This window comes from Nitrospirota bacterium, from assembly GCA_016195565.1.
Classification (GTDB): domain Bacteria; phylum Nitrospirota; class Thermodesulfovibrionia; order Thermodesulfovibrionales; family UBA1546; genus UBA1546.
The window spans coordinates 104,272-123,859 of the sequence record JACPZK010000031.1 but is presented as its reverse complement, the minus strand read 5'-3'; the positions used below and the strand labels follow the sequence as shown (position 1 = coordinate 123,859).

The window sequence follows — 19,588 nt, the reverse complement described above, 5'->3', positions numbered from 1 at the left end:
CAGGTTCACTTATTGATAAAATATGCCGCTAAATCCACTTTTTCATCTTCCTGGAATAAATGTCTTGTCCATATTGAATCAGGAATTCCTTTTGAAAAATGATTTTCGACAAGCCAAGCGAATGCCCGCTGCAGATTATCCTCCGAGTTAACATAATAACATGAACTAATCTCAGGTCTTGTGGAAGGCTCAATCGTTTGGCACGGTATATGACAATACTTACCCTGCCTATCATATAAAAGCACCGGGACTTTATTCTGTAATGCTTCCTCTATTGTTGTGGATGAATAACTTATCAACATATCCGCAATCGAAAGATACTCGTCGAAAGTTCCTTCCGTATGAATACTGTAACAGTCGCCTTCTATGAGCAAACTTTTAAGATCCTCTTCAGATAAATAAGGTTTAGGTCTAAAACGTATAATTAAATATAAATCCTTTATCCGTTTAATAGAACTAATCAGAGAATTAAGACTACTGATATATTCATCCACGGTCTGATAAACATAGAACCTGAAATCGATTCTTTGCCGCGGCGTGTCGGCGTGAAGCAATATGATTTTGTTGCCGGCATTTGGAACAAGCTTCTGTATTAATTGTTTGCTTTTTTTACTTCCATTTACTCTTGAAAAAAGGAGAGGGCCGGTAATAATTTGTATGCTATCCGTTGGTATTTTCTTGAGATATTCCATAGCCCACGGAGACTGCACGGCAATATATCCATAATGAGTGTCCATAAGGCCAAGACTATGTTCTTTCCAGCCCATCATTTCAAATTCATTTTTGGGAGGCACATGCGAGCCATGCGTTATCAAAAGAGAGGGAATATTATTCAGAGAGGCAAGTTCTCCCAAGTTATAATAAATATCCCTCCCCATCTGTGAAATAACCATATCCGGCGCAAGGCAGTCCATTGCCTTATTGATATATATGCTCTGCACATAAACTTCACAGAGGTACGGCAGAATATCCTTTTTAATCCTTCGGAAAATTATTTTCTTGAAGCAAATCCCCTTAAACTCAAAGACCGTATCAGAGCCCTCAGCGTTTTCAATGCTTGATGTTACCGCTGTTAACTTTTCTAAAAACAGACTACGCCCCTTTCTGTAGAAAAAATCAGGCAGGGGGAGATATCCGTCACTGCTACCAAAGGAGAATATTTTTTTTAGAAAAGGGGTATTTTTATTACTCAAATAAATTATTTTGCAATCATTCCATTTATCTTTAAATTGTCTTAGCACCCTTCCAAGATTGTAACCCATGGAAGTTGCCAAAACAGTTTTATTTCTTTTTGTTCTTCCTTTCATTAAATTTACGGCCAAATGAAATATGATGAACTTGGCAAGATTAACAAGGTATTTTTTTATTTTTCCCAAAAATAAGTAATGAGCGGATGCCTTTCCTTGAAATAAATTAAAGCCGATCCCATATTTTTCAGCGACCAGTTCCGCAATATCCGCGGCGCAGCCTTCATTAACCGCCATCATAGGACTCGCTATGTGCCTATTATCTCTGCGGCATGCAATAATTCCTTTGATATTCCATTTGCAATATGTCATGTCAATAACAGTAATTAACCAAAGAATATATTGAACATAGTTCCTGACATATAACAGGAAAGAGACGGCATAACCTTTCTTTATTCCAATTTCGTCCTCTATATGAAATAATGCCTCGCAAAATTTGTAAATATCTTCTGTTCTCGGCAGAGCTTGTTCATGGCCCTCTTTGCCGAACAAGTCATTCGTATTAAAAAATGAAATATTAAGATGTTTCAGATAAACCTGAGCCTCGGGCTGAATGGCAAGAACAATAATGTTATCAGTTCTCAGCTCATCCAGCGATCTCTGTGCAATAAATGATTCGATTTCGTCCTTAAATTCAAATATGATTAATGTCTTACCCACGCTTTACCTTTTTGCTGGTTCAACCCCAGGAACCAATCAGCTTTTCTGCCATTTTGAAATCCTTATCTTCCCGCACTTCTATCGGAGAGTAAGGGTTATCTATTTCGTATATGCCCACTTTTTCACCGAATAAGGACCCCTCTCTAAGAAACTCGGGGTGTGTAACACAGCACAATCCTCTTAATCCTATATATGTAGAGTCCTTGAATTGTCTCGGGGTCAGTCCTTCCTCTATTTGTTCAATCCTGCCTTCTCTCTCCTTCCATATGGACTTATTCTCGCGCCTTGCAGCTACTATGCTGTCCAAACCGTTTTTAATTAACTGCTCAATCATATTATCAATAAGGTTAGGAGGCCGGAAGGGAAAAGTTATCTCAAGAGAAACCATTATATCTGGAAATATCTTTAAAGACTCCATCTTATCGAGCGAGTGCTGAAGAACCCTTTCTACATCAACATAATCCTCAGAAAGAGACGAATCCCTGAGAAAAGGAACCTCTGCTCCCATGCCTTGGGCTAATACGGCTAATTCAGAACTATCGGTAGAAACAATGGTCTTCTTGATGTATTTAGACTGCAGTGCCTTCTCTATTGTATAGCCTATAAGCGGCTTCTGCTTAAGATGCTTTACGGTCCCGCGCACAGGAATTATCGCTACGACATTAAGGTTCTCTATATCCAGATGTCTTGCAGCGCGGCTTTCCATGCTCTCTAAAATTCTTACTACATTCCTGCACCGTTCCATATCGCCATTCTGATGGACACCGTGATAGTGATAGACACTTGCTTCGGGCTCATAAATAATCTTGTATCCTTTATGAAGCATACGCTGTGCCCATATCCTGTCCTCAATGTTGGTAATAGTTTCATTAAATGGGACTTCTTCCCAAAGGTCTCTCCTTATCATGCTGTTGGCATTATGGAAGAAGCTGTCCAATGTCTGCACCTTTTTATCAAGCCCGAAGATGATTGAAAGGTCTCTCTTGTCAAAATCAGAGGTAAAAGACATCGGTTCCTGCCTGCCATAAACACCGGCAACATTTTTATCTTCAAAGTTTCTTAATAAGCTGTAGAGCCATTTGTCATCAACAGGTATACAATGCCCTGAAAGACAGACTATATACTCGCCCCTTGACTCGCGAATCCCCATATTAAGGGCTAAACCGGGGCTGTAATCTTTACATCTTACCACCTTTGTTATCTCAAACTGTGATGCCTTTTCCACTGTATTGTCAGTGCTCTCATTATCCACGAGTATAACCTCAAAATCCTTATAACTCTGCTTGAAAACAGACCTGAGGCACGGAACTATCCACCTTTCTTCATTCTTAGTCCTGATGATAATTGAAACCATTTTTATTTCCTGTCTCCCGATTTCTTGATAATATCGTCATATTTAACTTCATATTCTCCCGCCGATGATTTTGTCCGCATTACATAGTCGGCAAGCATGATATCCTCTTTGGTTTTGATGATGATTGCGGTTTCTTTGCTGACAGGATAATACCCAATCTTTCCACAGAACAAGGCATATCCCTGCCTGTCAAACGTATCCATGAAGGTTTTGTTTCTCCACATCATGATTGAATACACAAAGGGCTGGACAGGTTTTAGATCCTGCGTCTGGGCAAAAATTTCGGCAGTATTGAAATTAACCGGCCTGCCCTCAAAAATACAGTGAACCTGTTCATTCTTAACAGTTATAAGCGTGTCAAGATTCTCTTTAACAAAATAATTTATTACATTCCGTATCTCATCGCCTGTCTGCAAAGGAGATGTCGGATTCACCCATGCAACAATATCAGACGGATGTTTTGCCATGAAATCATATACGACATTGTCCGACTTGGTCGTGGAAGAACCGAGTTCAGCAGGCCTCAAATAGAAATCAGCGCCGTAACGCTTTGCAATCCCGGCAAAGATTTCATTATCCGAATTCACAACTACTCTGCTGAACACGCCTGATGCCTTTGCCGCCTCTACGGCATAAGAAATAAGCGGCTTGCCGTTTATAAGGGCCAGGTTTTTCATCTTAAGGCGCGTGCTTCCGATTCTCGCAGGCACCATTGCAATGATATTAAGATTCCCTTTCATTGACACCCCGTTCATAATCGCTTTTATTCAAAAAATTTAATCCCATGCTTGTCAGCCAACGCCTTAAAGGCATTTAGGTCATGTTCTTTCACCGGTATCCCGTTTCTCAGGCGTTCTGCAGCAGCCTTCTTTTCAGGGTCGCCCGAAACCATGATTGCATTATTACTGTCAGTTCTTGGTTCGTTGCGGACATCGTCCATAAGTTTCTGCATTCTCTTCTTGAATACATCAAGAGGCTGAAACGCACCAATCTTAATAGCCATATAGAGCTGTCCGAGATAGCGCTTCTGGGAAAGCGGCGTCTTATACATGTCTGAGATATCCCTGCCCACAGGCATTCCTGTAAGCAAACCGCACAGTATATCAACAATCATTGCGAGGCCGAATCCTTTATAGCCTCCTATAGGAAGCAGTTGAGTTATTTTATGGGGATCGCTCGTTGGGATTCCTTTATCATCAGCGCCGCTCAACAGCGGAGCATCTATATTTTCCTGCCTCAGCTGTAAAAGTTTGTTCCATGTTATAACCGACGGAGCCGAATCATAACAGAAAGGCTCCGCTCCTTCGCATGGCACGGCCATCGCTATGGGATTAAGCCCGAAAAAAGGACGCGTCGTATTAGGAGTATTTAACAACGAATTTGCATGTGTAAAAGCCAAGCCGATAAAGTCCTTCTTTGCCGCTTCGAGGGCAAAGAAGGCGGATGTCCCGCAATGGGTTGAATTATATACGCTTACGACACCCGCCCCCGCTCTGTTTGCCATATCCATAGCCTTATGCATGGCCTCGATGCCCGCCGCATGTCCGAAGGTATGGTCTGCATCGAAAGTTCCTGTAGCAGATGCGGTGCTTTCAAACCTGTACTGGGGGTCGGGATTTATCCTGCCTCCTTCAACCGAAGCAACATAATGCGGCAGCAATCTTATTCCGTGAGAATCAACTCCCCTTATGGAAGCGTTCAGCAGCCCTCCCGCCACATGCTTAATCACATCATCCCTTACCTTTACAGCCTTTAATGCCGATTCTAAAAATCCGCTTATTTTATCCGCGCCGAATCTTTTAGTGCTGTCCGCCAATTTGGTTCTCCTCCCTATTCCAGAGTTATAGATTTGCCATGATTAGATTTTACATTTATCCACTTGCCGTTTTCGGCAAGACTCTTATTTACAGCTTCAATAATTGCCGTCGGGATAATGGAGTCTTTGAAAGTCGGCCTTCTGCCTTCAAGTCCCGCAATGTTCAATGTCCCTGACTCAATACCGCATACATCAGCGAGGAATTGAAGCACACTTTCAATTCCATACCCGCGAAATGACATGTCGCCTGCGGCAGTTCCATACATGGAACAAAAATCAGGATTGGGCTCTTCTATTCCATTATCATCCGTGACTATTCGTATCCCGCGATTTTTCTGGTCAGCCTCGTATCGCCCTTTTGTGCCGATTACCTTTATCCTCTGGTCTGACATCGCGGAGGTGTTTTCAGGATCAATCCAGTTGGTGAAAAAAGAAGAGGTAAAAATATTGCCGGACGCCGCCTTCCATTCAACAACGGCCTGAATCGCGTCATACACGTCTATCCCGCGAGAAACAAGAAAATTCTTCTGCCCTGCAGCCATGACCCTTAAAGGCACAGCCCCTGTTGCCCAGTAGATAATATCCGCATAGTGAATGCCGAGATACTGGAATATATTAGTTGTTTCAACCCATTTTTTGAATTTTTCTGTCGGGATACTTTTTCTCTGGCTGTATTCAACAATAAAATACAGCGGTTCCCCTATTTTGCCGCTTGAAATGGCATCTTTTAATCTAAGATTTGAGCGGTCAAAACGTTTATGAAACTCTACTGAGCAGTAAACATTATGCCTTTCTTGAAGTTCAATGAGTTCTAATGTTTCTTTCAGGGTTGGAGCAATGGGTTTTACCACAAGCGTATGCAATCCGTTTTCAACAGCATGGCCTGCAACAGTCCTGTGCAAATCATCCGGCACGGCAACAATGGCACAGGCCGGCTTGGGAATATCATTTATCGCTTTCTTATATGCTTCGGGGTCGTTCGCTTTATTCTGAGGATAATAATTGATATTTACGGCAAAGCCATATAGTTTATCCAGTGCTGCTGCTTTTTCTCTTACAGCATGTACGCCGTCCGGTCGTGTCCCTGCAATATATACATCGCCTTTAAACCCTGATTTTTTCCATTCGTATATCGCCGGCAGTATCGTTCCGTAGCTGTCTGTGCCTCTTCCGCATACATACATGCCGGTACCGATAACAAGGATGTTTAATTTTTTCTTATCAAAAATATTTGACATTGAATTATATTTTAACCTTGACAACAATTTTCCGCACCTGCTCCGCCTTATCTAAAAAACATCCGGGCCTGTGCGCATCGGACGGATAAAACACGGCAAACATGCCTGGCGTCAAGACAAGCTGGGACATGCCTTCGGCGCTATGATAAAAGATTACATCATTCTCCTCTGAGTAAGGAGTCATTACCTTCAGTCCCTCTGTTGGCAGCCATCCGATCGCCTCCTTGCCTGAAACAATATATTGTATATCAATGTATCGCCTGTGGCTTTCCAGTTTTTTATTTTCCGGCAAGTCTGTCGTGTAACTTTGCACCATCGCATATATTTCGCTGCCATTTATTTCATACTTACCATCGGGAGTATCCTGATTAAACACTTCAGTTATAAATCTGAAACCTTCATAAAGTCTCGTTCCCTCATTAAAATAAATCCACTTATTTTCAATCCGGTCTGCTATCATTATCTTGACTGCATAAGCCTGTGATGAATGTTTTTTATGGAATAGATATAACTATTTTCTTATAACCGACAATATTTTCCTATATATAGAATGACCTAAACTATAACATTTCAATCTTAATTCCAAAAGAATAAGCATTATATGCCCTATGCCGGTTTGTCTTACTATCTTATTTGTAATTACATTTATCATCCACGGATATAGCCGGGGCATATATCTAATTTTTGTGTCAAATAAAAGGAAAATTCTATTAAGATAAGTTCTTGAGACCTTAGTCGTCTTATTAGACCAATACTCGCTATCATTGACAAGCATACCTTCTTTTTTTGCCATTTCGTATACTAATGTGCCCGGGAATAAAGATTAATGAGCGTACAGAAATAGAACGGGGCCATGGTAATCTTGACAAGAACTTTAGAGTGGTAATCAAATCCTCCTCTAATTCCCACGGATTGTCAACTATGATATCATAAGTAACGCGCAAGCTCTTTTTGTACTGATTGGCAAGTTTTGCAGCTCTTATAATTTCATCATTATTTTGCACTCTTTTATACATTGCCAGAGTTCGGGCGCTTCCGGACTGAATGCCAATCCTTGTCGCACTCAATCCTGCATCAACTAAAATTTCAAGCTTTTCTTTTGTTAAAGATTTCGCCGTTGCTCCTGATATGCTTAAAGGCATACTGATATTCTCTTTGTATTTTCCGCAGAAATCTCTTATTTCCTCTGTTGAGTAGGAAACGAAAAACATATCATCATCAATCCATATGTTATTAATAAAAGGGGTTTTCTTCTTTATCTCTACCAATTCTTTATATAGATTATCAAGACTTCTCTTCCGAATCCTCCGGTCGCCTTTATGCAATTCGTTCAACCTGTAATTAATGCAGTATGCGCAAGCATGAGGACATCCCCTTGAAGCTATAGTGAGATAAGTGGTTCCAAGAAAGTTTCGTGCAATTTCATCATTCATCTTTAATATATCGTCGCCTACAAGTAAATAATGAGATTTGCAGTCAAAATCCTGAAAAGGAAGCTGATCTAAATCTCTAACAAGAGGGCTTGGAGGGGTTGAAAATATACTATTATTTCGTTTCGACCAAATCCCTGCGATATTAGCAATATCTTCGCCTTTTTTAATTTTCTCCAGCAGGGTTACAAATGAGGTTTCCCCCTCACTGATGCATATCATATCAGCAAATTTAAGACTTTCGTTTGGAGCAACCGTAGGATGTGCACCTCCCCAAACTATAGGAATATTGCATCGGTTTTTTAAGGATTCTGTTAATGATGCAACCGTATTAATAAACATCGACATCAAAGTAATGCCGATAACTGAAGAATCCCCGGCAATTTCAGCAACCTGATCAACTATTTTTTTGTTGTATTTTTCCCAATGATCGATAGGAAGGAACAATAGATTTACTTGATATCCCTTTTCTTTTAATAACGCAGAAAGTGTTCTAATTCCAAATGCGTAAGGATATTTATAAGGACAGATTAGTGTTATTTTCATCTCAATCTCCTTTTATGATACATTTTTACCGCTTTTCGATTTGCTATAAAATTTTAGCAACGGCCGCTCGTTAATTAACTTACCTGTATCGTATTACTTCACAAGGCACACCAACTGCGATAGCATATTCAGGGATGTCTTTGGTAACAACCGAACCGGCGCCGATTATAGCGCCATTCCCGATTTTGACATTGCCCAATATGGTAACCTTGGAGCCGATCCACACATCGTTTCCTATTGTGACAGGCTGGGGAGACAGCCCCTGCATCTTAATCGGGATATTTTTATCGCTAAAATTATGGCTTTCTGAAATAATAGTGCAGTTATTTGCGATTGCAACATAATCTCCGATAATAATTTCTCCCTCGCCCGCAAAGTAAGAATATTCATGTATAGAACATTTTTTACCTATAGAGATTCTTGAGGGATTAGTTATCGTAACTGCATCGCAAATGTTGGTGTCTTTTCCCATTTTCTTCAAAATGCCTCTATAACAAATATTTCTAATTTTCATGATTGTATAAAAGGGCAAATACTTTATTGCCCCTAAAATAAATAGAATCACCTGTTTCTTCAGCTTGCGCAATATCTCAACAATCAACATAAAATATTATAAAATTTTCCGTGCAATACGCTTAAATTGTGAATATAAACTCCGATAATCTCGCTCAACGCTCTTAAGATGCGCCCAAACCTTTTCCGCAGAGCCCGAACCCCCTTTTGCCGATGCAGGCAAACCGTCATTTCTGAATATCGCCCTGACCCATTCATCTCCCGTTACCATCTTAAAATCGGCCCTTTCAAAGAGAAAAGAAATCTTCTCAAGGTCAAAGTGATAATTATGGACAGATTGAATATATGACAGGAAATCATTGCTGCTCCGATACCCGTCTTCTGCTATGGCATCGCATCTTTTTCTGTTCCAGTTAAACATCCCCGGGACTTCAACATATATATAACCGTCGTCGGTCAGAAGATCTTTAATTTTAGCTATTTCTTTATCAAGGCCAATGAAATGCTCAACGACATGCGAAAGTATAATCAAATCCGCCTTTTTACCGGATGCGAGCAGACTGTCCGTCCCTCCGCATATTAAATTCAGTCCTCTTTCACGTCCCACATTAAGATAATCTTCATCAAAATCACAACCCAAAACTTCTTTGCCGGCAAGATGAAACGGCAAAAGATTGCATCCATCTCTGCATCCGATCTCAAAAACCGTATCGATATTTTTAAGGTTGCTGCCTAATTGCAATGAAATATATGCAAATCTCTTCCACGAAAACGCATCCGGTCTTGTCCTCTTTAAAAAAGTTTCTTCCGGGGAGAGTCCATTAAAATTAATCTTCCCGTAAAATTTTTTATAAACAGTTTCTTGAGCATCTTCAGGGAAAAAAGAATTATTAAACACCAAGCCGCACCCTTTGCAGATAACGGTTCTGCACGGAATGCCGAACCTGTCTATCTCTGCGATTAAGATGCCTTCTGCAGCAGAACACAATGGACATTTTTCATGTTCACTTTGTTTAATCTCTCCATTTATAATTTCATTTCTAAACTTCTCTACGCAGCTTATAACATCTGCAGACATTCTATACTTACAGAAAAAGGGTATGCCCCTGTTCTTTCTATACCTCTTGCCAAGCAGATGTCTTTCTTTCTTCAAGCTTTACCTTTTAATCGTATTTAACAGTTTTCCGCTTTGTATTTCAAAAATAGTATCGCAGCTTTGAATTGTGCTGAGACGGTGAGCGATAATGATTATTGTTTTTTTACCTTTTATCTCCGCTATTGCCTTCATGACTTCGCTCTCTGTCTCTCCGTCAAGAGACGATGTGGCTTCATCCAATATCAAAACCTCAGGTTCGCAATAAAGCGCCCGGGCAATGCCTATGCGCTGTCTTTGTCCCCCGGATAGCCGTGCCCCCCGCTCGCCTATGAAAGTATCAAGCCCATCCGGAAGTTGTTCAGCAAAACTCTTAAGCTGTGACGCCTCAAGCGCCTTCCATACCTTAATGTCGTCTATTTCGCTGTCAGGGATGCCGAAAGCGATATTCCTGCGTATGCTGTCGTCAAGCAGATTAATAGTCTGCGGAATATATCCTATCTTCCTCTGCCATTCACGCACATCGGAGAAGATATCTTTTCCATCTACAAATACCGTGCCTTCAGTCGGTTTTAGAAGCCCGAGAATAATGTCAGCCAATGTAGTCTTTCCTGCTCCGGATTCTCCTACAAAAGCCACAGATGAATTTCTGGGTATAGCAAGCGAAACGTCGTTAAAAGAAAAATCTCTCGCGCCCGGATACTTATAAGACATATTAGACACCTCTATATAGTTCCCGTCTCTGTCGCTTTGCATTGAGACAATAGAAGGCTTTCTCACGCTTCCCTCAGAATCGGTTTTCTCATCATAGGTTAAATCCTTATAAAGTTCATCAACGTAGGTTTTGCCGCTGCGGATATTGGCTACAGCAGAATTCACTCTTGCAAAGGACGGCATAAGGCGAAATGCCGCTATTGCAAATAATGCCAAAACAGGCAGGACATTGCCAAAACTACCGCTCCTTAATTGTATTATCACAACAATGCCAAGTATAAGCAAAACAGTAACTGTTTCTATAAAAATCCTCGGGCTTATGTTTATTATGCTGAACATAGTGTCAACTTTACCTTGCGAGACGGCATGTCCCCTGACAATATCCGTGAAAAAAGGCTCTCTTCCCATTACCTTAATTTCCTTGACAGCACCGAAACTCTGATTAAATATCTTATAGAGCTGTCCTGAATGATAGTAATGTTTTTTGCCGTATTCTTCTATGCGCTTCCGAAAAACAACATAATTAAAGGCAAGGGCAAGTGAACCGAATATCGCGAAGGCCGCTAAAGCTATATACGGCTCAAATGAAATGAGCAGGATACAGACGCCGACTATAATCAATCCTTCTGTAAGCAGCGTTAGAGCCTGTAAAATCACATGGCCGTATACAACATTCACGGTACTGTGGAGATTTTGCAAAAATTCAGCCGAATTTCTCTGCAAATGAACGACGTACGGCCTCTCCAGATAACTCTTAAACATACGCACATCCATCGCTGCCCGCTTGCTGTAAATAAATCTATGCTGAATAAAATACAACAGAAACATATAAGAATTCTTTAATATAAAAAACCCTATCAACGCTATACAACTCCATATCAGGAACTCGCGCGGCGATGTCATGCCGAGCGACTGATACAGCCATAATATTTTTGCACTTTTATTGACAAAATCGGGGTCATTCAACTGGCTTATAAATGGAATCAGCAGCCCTATGCCGAAGGTTTCAAAGACCGCGCCTAAAAGCATTAATATCGCAAGCAAAAGAATCTGAATCTTTTCCTGCTGGCTTAATATAAAAAATAATTTGCGCAGAGTTGACATAGGTGTGGCCTTATTCCCTTATTATTTTTTTAAAACCTTGCGCCATAGTTCTGGCTAAAGCAAATCTTTTCAAATAAAGATGATAAATCATAAACGCAGTTCCGTATATGGCATTATAATCATCTGGAAAAGCGCTCTTAGTCTTTACTTTAAGGCGCTTATAACAGTGCTTGCATAACACTATTGCGTAAGGCCGAGCCGAGTAACAGAAGTATTTATACACGGAGATTTGGCGGCACAGTGAACATTTAACCATAAAAGTATAAATATTTTTCCCCTCATATGTATCAGGTTCTTTTTTTGAAGACAATACCTTTCCTTTCATGAGATATTTGTGAGTAAATTCAAGATGCGTCACTTTTCTTCTGATTTCATTGAACTTACTGTCGCTTATTTTGGTAAGATTAATTACAGGAAATCTGTTTTTAGTAAACTGTACTTCATCGCCTACCAGGTTATGCTCAATTGCATGCCTCCAGACTTTAGAGTCCGGCACTGCAAGAATAAAACGCAAACGTATATCATATTCAGGATGTTTTTTCCACCAATCAAGCGACTCCTGAACTGTTTCCTCTGTCTCTTCAGGATCACCGAAGATTAGATTACCTCCGGCACGCACTCCTGTGTCAAGCGCCAGCTTGTATGCCTTCTCAATACCGGCTTTTGTGACATGCTTTTTCATGCTCTTCAAAACTTTATCGCTCATGCTCTCCATGCCTATCCCAAGTGTCAGGATACCGGAGTCCCTCAGCGCTTCGAGCATTTTCTCGCTCACATTATCGGCTCTCAGCTGTGCCAGCCATCTGATGTTGTGCTTTTTTATTCTTGAAGCGAACTCATACAGCCTCTTTTCGTCAAGAGAGAAAAGCTCATCAAGAATATTCAATAGATTTATATCATATGTCCCGACAAGATAGTCAATCTCCTGAAAAACATTATCAAGCGATCTCTGTCTGTATTTTTGACCGAGAGGGTGATAGCAAAATGTACAATTGAAAGGGCAGGACCTCGATGTAAGAATCTCATAAAAATTCTTTCTATCGTCAATGTCAAAAAGCAGGCCTCCGAGCATCGGCTGTTTGAGCCACCTTGCAGAAAGCCATGTACTAAATTCAAGGCCTTCATAATCAGGAAACGGCAGTGAATCCAAATCCAATATCACTTCCCTTGGCGCCGTAACAGTAAAACCGTCAGCCTTATCGTGAAAAATTAACCCTTTTACCTTGCCCATATCCCCATTGCTCGTCAGCGCACCGGCAAGCTCAGTCATTGTAATTTCGCCTTCGCCTATAACACCGTAATCAATCTTCATATTCTCCAGTGCCAGCTTTGGCCCCGAGGTAATAAGCGCTCCGCCTACGACTGTTATGATTTGGGGGTTTATTCTCTTTGCAGTTTCTACAACTTCGTTGACTTCGTTCCAATAAGAGGACATCGATCCTGTGCATACTACATCAATATGCTTATCCTCAATGCATTTGCGCAATTGCTGTTCTATCGGATCGTCAGAGTGACAAGAATTCAGACAGAATACATTAAAGCCTTTATGCCTCATATATGACACTATATATGCCAGCCCAATCGGAAAACTGTAATACTCCCCTGCCCCGGCAAACTTAGGGACAACAAACAAAAAATTCACTATATATACCTCCTTGAATAAAAAATCACCGTTTTTTCAAAACCGAACGATAAATAGGCATAAAATCATCGTGATATGGCGAAGACGGATTTGAAAGCGCAGACAGTGTTGTTCTGCTTGAGGGAAAGATTCCGTCCCTTTTGTCTCTCGCTTTATCCAGTATCTTTTTAAGCAGAGGAAAGCGTTTTTTTATCTTTTCTTTTGTGGTCAGGACAGTATAACGATTTTTAAAATGATTATTAAATTTATAATTGAGGTATGCCCAGAGCGCCTGTTTTACAACTAAGCGCGAGTCATCTAATGCAATATTATCTTTTTTTGATACTTCCTCTGACAAAATACTGCTAAAAAGCTTATACGACGGGAACCAATTCGGGCCGGTAAGCCAATCGTAAATATCCTTGTGTCTCATATACTGCCCGGTATGCACCAGATGCACCATATGAAAACTATCAAGCTTCCTTGTCTTGCCCTGAACAACTGACAGGCATCCCGGCAGCAAATCCGATGCTATGGCATGATCAGGCAATTCAACGTTCTCAAACATTTTCCTTAAAACATTCGTGCGGTATACTGAAAAAATCCTGTTAGACATATTGCTCATATGCCTTATAAGGCGCTCGGATGCCGTCTCCTCTTCTCTCGGAGACAGCGTGTAATCATACACCCCGTCTACCTGCAATTGCGACCTGCTTTGGCTAACAAAAATCCTGGCTCCAACGCCATGCGCCCCGGTATAATCCTCATGCGCTTCGAGAAACCCGATGCACTTTTCTAAACCATTAGGAACTAAGAAATCGTCATCCCCGACAACTGAAGCATAAGGCGTAATTACATCTTTAAGCATTGAGTCAAGGCATTTAACAACCGATATATCCGGTGAATACCAGCGGTATACAATATTAAGCCTATGCCGCAATTCGTTTATTGATATTTTAAGTTTCTCTGAATGAAAGTCATCGCTTGAATCACCTATGATAATCTGGTGCTTATATCCGGTATCAGCATAGTAATTGAGAACTTTTGTCAGGAAATCTGAGCGGTTCAATGTCGGAATTGCCAGTGTTATCATATTATTTCCGCTGTTTCTAAGTATTTTCTCCTCAATCTTGTTTTCGTCATCTCTCTGATATGCTCTTTTACGTTTCTGCCGAACTTCTCTTCTATCATGCCTAAATATCCTGCATTCTCAAAATACTTATGAAATGCATCATCCCTGAATCTAAGCACTTCTCTTGCCATGAGATGTTTTGACGGCAACGGAAGCATCTCATAGGAGTGCTGAGAAAAACCATGCCATTCCTTTGGAAGTTCCCAGCCTTCTTTAACGGCAATATCGTAAAGCCTCGAGCCAGGATACGCCATAGCACAATAAAAATTCGCAAATTCACAGTTTAATTCCTCAGCCATATCAAGCGTTTCCTGCATAGTCTTAAAGCTGTCATCAGGCAATCCGAATATGTAATTGCCTATTACTCTTATGCCTGCATTCCGGATAGCCTGAACAACATGCTTTATGTCTTTCACCCTCATCTTTTTTTGAGCGCCATCTCTTACATCTGGGTTTGCCGATTCAATTCCAAGGGCAAGCCAATTAATTCCGGCTTTTTTCATTTTCCCCAGATTTTCCGGCTTTACAGTGTCAACCCTTGCATATGCCCAGATATTCAACTCATAGTCCCTCTGCAACAGCAGATCGACTATCGTCATATAGTGCTTTTCGCTCAAAACAAACAGTTCGTCTATAATCTTAATATTCTTTATGCCGTATTTGTTTGCCAATAAATCTATTTCACTGACAACCAACCCGGGACTTCTATACCTGATACCTGATTTTCCAAATGGCGCATTTATGCAGCAGAAGACGCATGAATAAGGACATCCGAGGCTTGTGTATATCGCCCCATAAGGCATTCTATGCTCTATATCGTCAAAACAATGCCAGTTGTGAGCCCTGTATTTATGCATAGGAAGCAAATCCCATGCAGCAACAGGCAAAGCTTCATCCAGATTTTTAATAAGCTGCGCCCGGGGATTGTTCCTAATGATGTTGTTTTCATAATACCAGAGTCCAGGCACAGCCGAATAATCTATCTTGCCTGATTTTAACGTGTCGGTGAGAATCGCAAGGTTATACGGCCCCTCTCCCTCTATGACAAAATCCACGCTTTCTTCGGTCATCGTTTGATAAGGAAGCGCAGACGGATGAAGTCCTGCCAGTGCAACCTTTGAGGAAGTATTTTCCCTTAGCGCTCTGCATATCTTGCCTGCTATTGTCATATTCTGTGTGGATGCTGAAGGCTGCGAGCCATAAACAACTACCACGGACAAGATAGGGCCTATTTCTTTAACCCTTAATGCGCTCTCTTCGGGCGTGATATTTTCAGCGTTTGAGTCTATCACGACAACTTCAAAACCGTTTTTTCTAAGATATGCGGCAAGAACAGCCACCCAAAAAGGAGGTTCTATCGCAGAAAAATCTTTGCCAAGATCTTGATAAACCTGCTTTCTATCGCCGGGATTGATTAGGACAATATCAATTCTGTCTCTTACCATAAAAATCTCTTACTGCACTCGTGATACTATCTTTGTCTAATTTGTTAATCTTATGCAGATAGTTCCTATCTCCCAATTCAAATACATATTTGTCATTAAATCCCAAGCTCTTTAGCTTTATATTCGATTGATTATCATGAAGAAGTTTTGATACAAGGCTGTCCAATCCGCCGCTATTAATAAAAGCTTCTTCAATTGTAATTATACATTCATATTTTTTTACTGCGTTATATAACAGTTCGTTATGCACAGGCTTAAGCATAAAAACATCTATTACTCCTATATCATCAGATTCATTTGCCGCAGCCAATGCTCTATGAGTCATGAACCCTGTAGATACCAAACATATCTTTCCTCCTTTTTTTATTTCATGGAACCCTTTTTCGATTTCTAAGTCTTCAACATCTTCATAAATCGAAGGCAGCGGGGTTCCGTCAAAGCGCAAATATTTGGGCATTTTTTTATTAATTGAATAGTCAGCAAAAAGCTCTGCCAATTTCCAGTCGCTGGGAGAAAACACGGTAAAATTCGGCAACAGGCGCATAATACTTATATCTTCCAAACAATGATGCGTAGGGCCTGATACGACATAACTTACTCCAGCCCCAACCCCTATGAGATTTACATTCACCGGCTTTATCTGGGACGAGATTGATAGATTTGACCTTATCTGCTCATAGGCCCTCATTGTAATAAAAGGCGCTATGGCATAGGCATAAACTTTACAGCCCTCTAATGCAAGGCCTGTCGCTACATTTATCAAATTCTGTTCGGCAATGCCCACATTTATAAATCTGTCTCTGAACTCACATCGTATCTTATCAAGAGAAGGAGCGCCAAAATCAGCAGTCAGGAAAAAAATATCATCCATATGGCGCATCTTATTATAAATTTGCTCTATAAAGGCATCTCTCATTGTTCGTAATGCGCCGCTCATTTCTGCCCCTTTAAGAGATCGTTGATTTCACCTTCCTTTAGTGATTTTATATGACACAAGGAATCGCCCTCTAACTGCGGAACGCCTCTGCCTTTTATTGTATCGGCAATTACCACTTTAGGGCGGCCGCTTCTATCTATCTTTAGGGGGTGCAAAGTATTACATATTTTTCTTACATCGTGGCCATCAATGGTTTTAACTTTCCAGTTAAACGTCCTGAACTTCTTCTCCAACGGAGTCAAATCTATAATATTCTTGCAATAATCAAGCATACAAATCTTATTGTTATCAATAATTACTACTAAGTTATCCAATTTATGCTCAGAAGCAAACATTATAGCCTCCCATACTGAGCCTTCGTATAATTCACCATCACCTATCAGAACAAAAACCGCCGAGTCAGATTTTTTCCTCTTCAAAGCTGTCGCCATGCCGCAGGCAACTCCGAGCCCATGCCCTAACGACCCGTTAGTTGTTTCAAAACCGGGGATAATGATATCGGGAATACCGCCTAAAAACGAATCCTCCTTACAGACTCTCTTTAATTCTTCCATCGGGAAATATCCGAGATCTGCGAGAATTGGATACAATGAAATGGCCCCGTGTCCCTTGCTGATGATAAATCTATCTCTCTCTTGCCAGTTGATATCTTTAGGATCGAACTTCAGGATTCCCCCATAATATAAGGCAACGAATATTTCTACATCAGATAGAGAGGACGCAAGCCTTGTTTCAGGAGCTATTTTATGTATCATTAAGGTTTGCCTTCTCACCCATAGCGCCTTTTCTTTTAAAAATCCTATCAATTTTTGCTTATCCTGCAAAATATGCATCTCAATACCTTTGATTTATGAACTCTCTAAATACCATTTATATGTCAACTTTAACCCGTCTGTTAATGACACAGAAGGCTTCCAGCCCAGACCTGAGAATCTTGAACTGTCCAGAAGCTTTCTTGAAGTGCCGTCAGGTCTGGCTGTATCCCATTTTACTTCCCCGTCAAACCCTGCAATTCCGGCTATGATTCCGGCAAGCTCGTTTATAGAATAATCAATACCTGTGCCTATGTTGTAATGGCTGTTTTGAAGTCTATCCGCATTTTCCATTGCAAATATGGAAGCTCCGGCAACATCTTCGCTAAAAATAAATTCCCTTCTCGGATTCCCGCTGCCCCAGAGCACGACTTGATTTTTTCCAGCCGCCTTAGCCTCATGGAATTTTCTGATTAATGCCGACAATACATGGGAATTCTCAGGGTCAAAGTTGTCGTTAGGCCCGTACATAGAACATGGAACAAGGGCTATAAATCTGTTCGTCTTATATTGGGTGTTATACGACCTGCAGGCAATTATACCTGAGGTCTTTGCTATTGCATACGCCTCACTTGTCTCTTCTATCATGCCTGACAATAGGTATTCTTCCTTCATGGGCTGGGGTGAATTTTTTGGATAAACACACGAGGAGCCGTAAAAAATAAGATGCTTCACCTCATATTTAGCGGCTGATTCAAAAACATTGTCCTGCATTGCTATATTTGTGTGAAGAAATGTTGCCGGGTATGTTTTATTTGCTCCGATACCGCCCGTTAACCCTGCTGCTATAAATACATACTCAGGCTGATTTTTTTTAAAAAAATTCTCAACTTCTGTCCGGCATGTCAGGTCTAATTCGGAATGTATCCTTGTAATTATATTTGAATAACCCTCAGCTTTTAATCTTTTTATAAGAGCAGAGCCGAGAAGCCCCGCATGGCCTGCAACATAAATCTTGGAATCTTTAAACATTACTGTATTTGCTGTTTGTTACTATTCTGTATCCTTTTATGAGTTCCTTTATACCTGCCTCAATGGAATAAACAGGCTTAAATCCTGTCCTCTCTATTTTTTCATTGGATACGATATAGTCCCTCTTGTCAGGGTCTTCGCCGATGGGAGCTTCAAGATATACGAAGTCTGGAATTTGCTCTTTTATTTTTGCGCAGAGTTCAAGTTTTGAAAGGTTGGCATTTGAAAGCCCGACATTATAGGACTCATTTTTCATTTTATCGAAATTATCCATGGCGTGAATAAAGGCTCTTGCAACGTCACGTATATGAATATAGTTCCTCTTGAAATGCCCTTCAAAAACCACCACGAATCTGTCTTTAACCGCTCTATAGGTAAAGTCATTTACCAATAGATCAATTCGCATACGCGGAGACATCCCAAAAACCGTCGCAAGTCTAAAGCTTATGGAATTGCCCCTATCAAGCAAGATTTTTTCAGCCTCAACTTTTGCTTTTCCATAAAGAGAAACAGGATTTAAAGGAGTAGCTTCAGTGCAAAATACGCCTTTTTGTCCTATACCGTAACCGCTGTTTGTGCATGGATACACAATGCGCTGCTCCTTTGACGCAAGTTTTGCAATGGAGGCTATCGCATCCCTGTTAGTTGTCAATGTCCCCATTTTGTCTCTGCCGCATAAAGGCGCTCCAACCAATGCCGCCAGAGGAATAATATAGTCGGCTCTTTTCAGAAGAGGCTTTAAAACATCTTCTTCCCTTGCATCTCCCTTTATCACATTAAAATTGTCATTAGCACAACATTCGACCAATGAATTCTGCCCGAATATAAAACTATCCAAAACTGTTACGCTGTGTCCCTGCTTTAATAATTCAGGCACCAGCACAGATCCAAGGTAACCTGCACCGCCAGTGACTAAGATGTTAAAACTCATTCGCTGCTCCTTTCACTACTGCC

At 40.8% G+C, this 19,588-nt stretch carries 17 protein-coding genes; all 17 read right to left on the bottom strand.

The features are described 5' to 3' along the window. Positions 1 to 5 precede the first annotated feature (5 nt). The 17 genes from HY035_10690 to HY035_10610 all read right to left on the bottom strand — a co-directional run bounded on the left by HY035_10690 (position 6) and on the right by HY035_10610 (position 19,565). Complete coding sequence (locus HY035_10690; protein ID MBI3378845.1) at positions 6 to 1,376, bottom strand: hypothetical protein; 1,371 nt, start codon at positions 1,374 to 1,376, stop codon at positions 6 to 8. Between the two features lie 550 nt (positions 1,377 to 1,926). Further along, positions 1,927 to 3,261: a glycosyltransferase gene (locus HY035_10685; protein ID MBI3378844.1), complete on the bottom strand. Its 1,335-nt coding sequence runs from the start codon at positions 3,259 to 3,261 to the stop codon at positions 1,927 to 1,929. 2 nt (positions 3,262 to 3,263) lie between these two features. After that, the gene (locus HY035_10680) at positions 3,264 to 4,001 is read right to left on the bottom strand and encodes a hypothetical protein (GenBank protein ID MBI3378843.1); all 738 of its coding nucleotides are present in this window, start codon (positions 3,999 to 4,001) and stop codon (positions 3,264 to 3,266) included. 23 nt (positions 4,002 to 4,024) lie between these two features. Then, positions 4,025 to 5,077, bottom strand: coding sequence for an Ldh family oxidoreductase (locus HY035_10675; GenBank protein ID MBI3378842.1), 1,053 nt, complete (start codon positions 5,075 to 5,077; stop codon positions 4,025 to 4,027). 14 nt (positions 5,078 to 5,091) lie between these two features. Then, positions 5,092 to 6,315 (bottom strand): Gfo/Idh/MocA family oxidoreductase, encoded by a 1,224-nt coding sequence (locus HY035_10670; GenBank protein MBI3378841.1) that lies wholly within the window; start codon positions 6,313 to 6,315, stop codon positions 5,092 to 5,094. A 4-nt stretch (positions 6,316 to 6,319) separates the two neighbouring features. Beyond that, positions 6,320 to 6,775: a YhcH/YjgK/YiaL family protein gene (locus HY035_10665; protein MBI3378840.1), complete on the bottom strand. Its 456-nt coding sequence runs from the start codon at positions 6,773 to 6,775 to the stop codon at positions 6,320 to 6,322. Positions 6,776 to 7,076: 301 nt separating this feature from the next. Further along, positions 7,077 to 8,291 (bottom strand): B12-binding domain-containing radical SAM protein, encoded by a 1,215-nt coding sequence (locus tag HY035_10660; protein ID MBI3378839.1) that lies wholly within the window; start codon positions 8,289 to 8,291, stop codon positions 7,077 to 7,079. 79 nt (positions 8,292 to 8,370) lie between these two features. After that, positions 8,371 to 8,763 (bottom strand): acyltransferase, encoded by a 393-nt coding sequence (locus HY035_10655; protein MBI3378838.1) that lies wholly within the window; start codon positions 8,761 to 8,763, stop codon positions 8,371 to 8,373. A 138-nt stretch (positions 8,764 to 8,901) separates the two neighbouring features. Next, positions 8,902 to 9,957 (bottom strand): methyltransferase domain-containing protein, encoded by a 1,056-nt coding sequence (locus HY035_10650; GenBank protein MBI3378837.1) that lies wholly within the window; start codon positions 9,955 to 9,957, stop codon positions 8,902 to 8,904. A gap of 3 nt (positions 9,958 to 9,960) precedes the next feature. Beyond that, positions 9,961 to 11,715, bottom strand: coding sequence for an ABC transporter ATP-binding protein (locus HY035_10645; protein MBI3378836.1), 1,755 nt, complete (start codon positions 11,713 to 11,715; stop codon positions 9,961 to 9,963). Between the two features lie 10 nt (positions 11,716 to 11,725). Continuing rightward, the gene (locus HY035_10640; protein ID MBI3378835.1) at positions 11,726 to 13,357 is read right to left on the bottom strand and encodes a B12-binding domain-containing radical SAM protein; all 1,632 of its coding nucleotides are present in this window, start codon (positions 13,355 to 13,357) and stop codon (positions 11,726 to 11,728) included. A 25-nt stretch (positions 13,358 to 13,382) separates the two neighbouring features. Beyond that, the gene (locus tag HY035_10635; protein MBI3378834.1) at positions 13,383 to 14,429 is read right to left on the bottom strand and encodes a TIGR00180 family glycosyltransferase; all 1,047 of its coding nucleotides are present in this window, start codon (positions 14,427 to 14,429) and stop codon (positions 13,383 to 13,385) included. Further along, positions 14,426 to 15,913, bottom strand: a complete 1,488-nt coding sequence (locus tag HY035_10630; GenBank protein ID MBI3378833.1) for a cobalamin B12-binding domain-containing protein — start codon at positions 15,911 to 15,913, stop codon at positions 14,426 to 14,428. The genes HY035_10635 and HY035_10630 overlap by 4 nt, the downstream gene beginning before the upstream one ends. Further along, on the bottom strand, positions 15,894 to 16,850 hold the full coding sequence (locus tag HY035_10625; protein ID MBI3378832.1) for a transketolase: 957 nt from the start codon (positions 16,848 to 16,850) through the stop codon (positions 15,894 to 15,896). The genes HY035_10630 and HY035_10625 overlap by 20 nt, the downstream gene beginning before the upstream one ends. Next, complete coding sequence (locus HY035_10620; GenBank protein ID MBI3378831.1) at positions 16,847 to 17,683, bottom strand: transketolase; 837 nt, start codon at positions 17,681 to 17,683, stop codon at positions 16,847 to 16,849. The genes HY035_10625 and HY035_10620 overlap by 4 nt, the downstream gene beginning before the upstream one ends. A gap of 15 nt (positions 17,684 to 17,698) precedes the next feature. Further along, positions 17,699 to 18,634, bottom strand: a complete 936-nt coding sequence (locus HY035_10615; protein ID MBI3378830.1) for a GDP-L-fucose synthase — start codon at positions 18,632 to 18,634, stop codon at positions 17,699 to 17,701. Beyond that, positions 18,627 to 19,565 (bottom strand): NAD(P)-dependent oxidoreductase, encoded by a 939-nt coding sequence (locus HY035_10610; protein ID MBI3378829.1) that lies wholly within the window; start codon positions 19,563 to 19,565, stop codon positions 18,627 to 18,629. The genes HY035_10615 and HY035_10610 overlap by 8 nt, the downstream gene beginning before the upstream one ends. Positions 19,566 to 19,588: the final 23 nt, after the last annotated feature.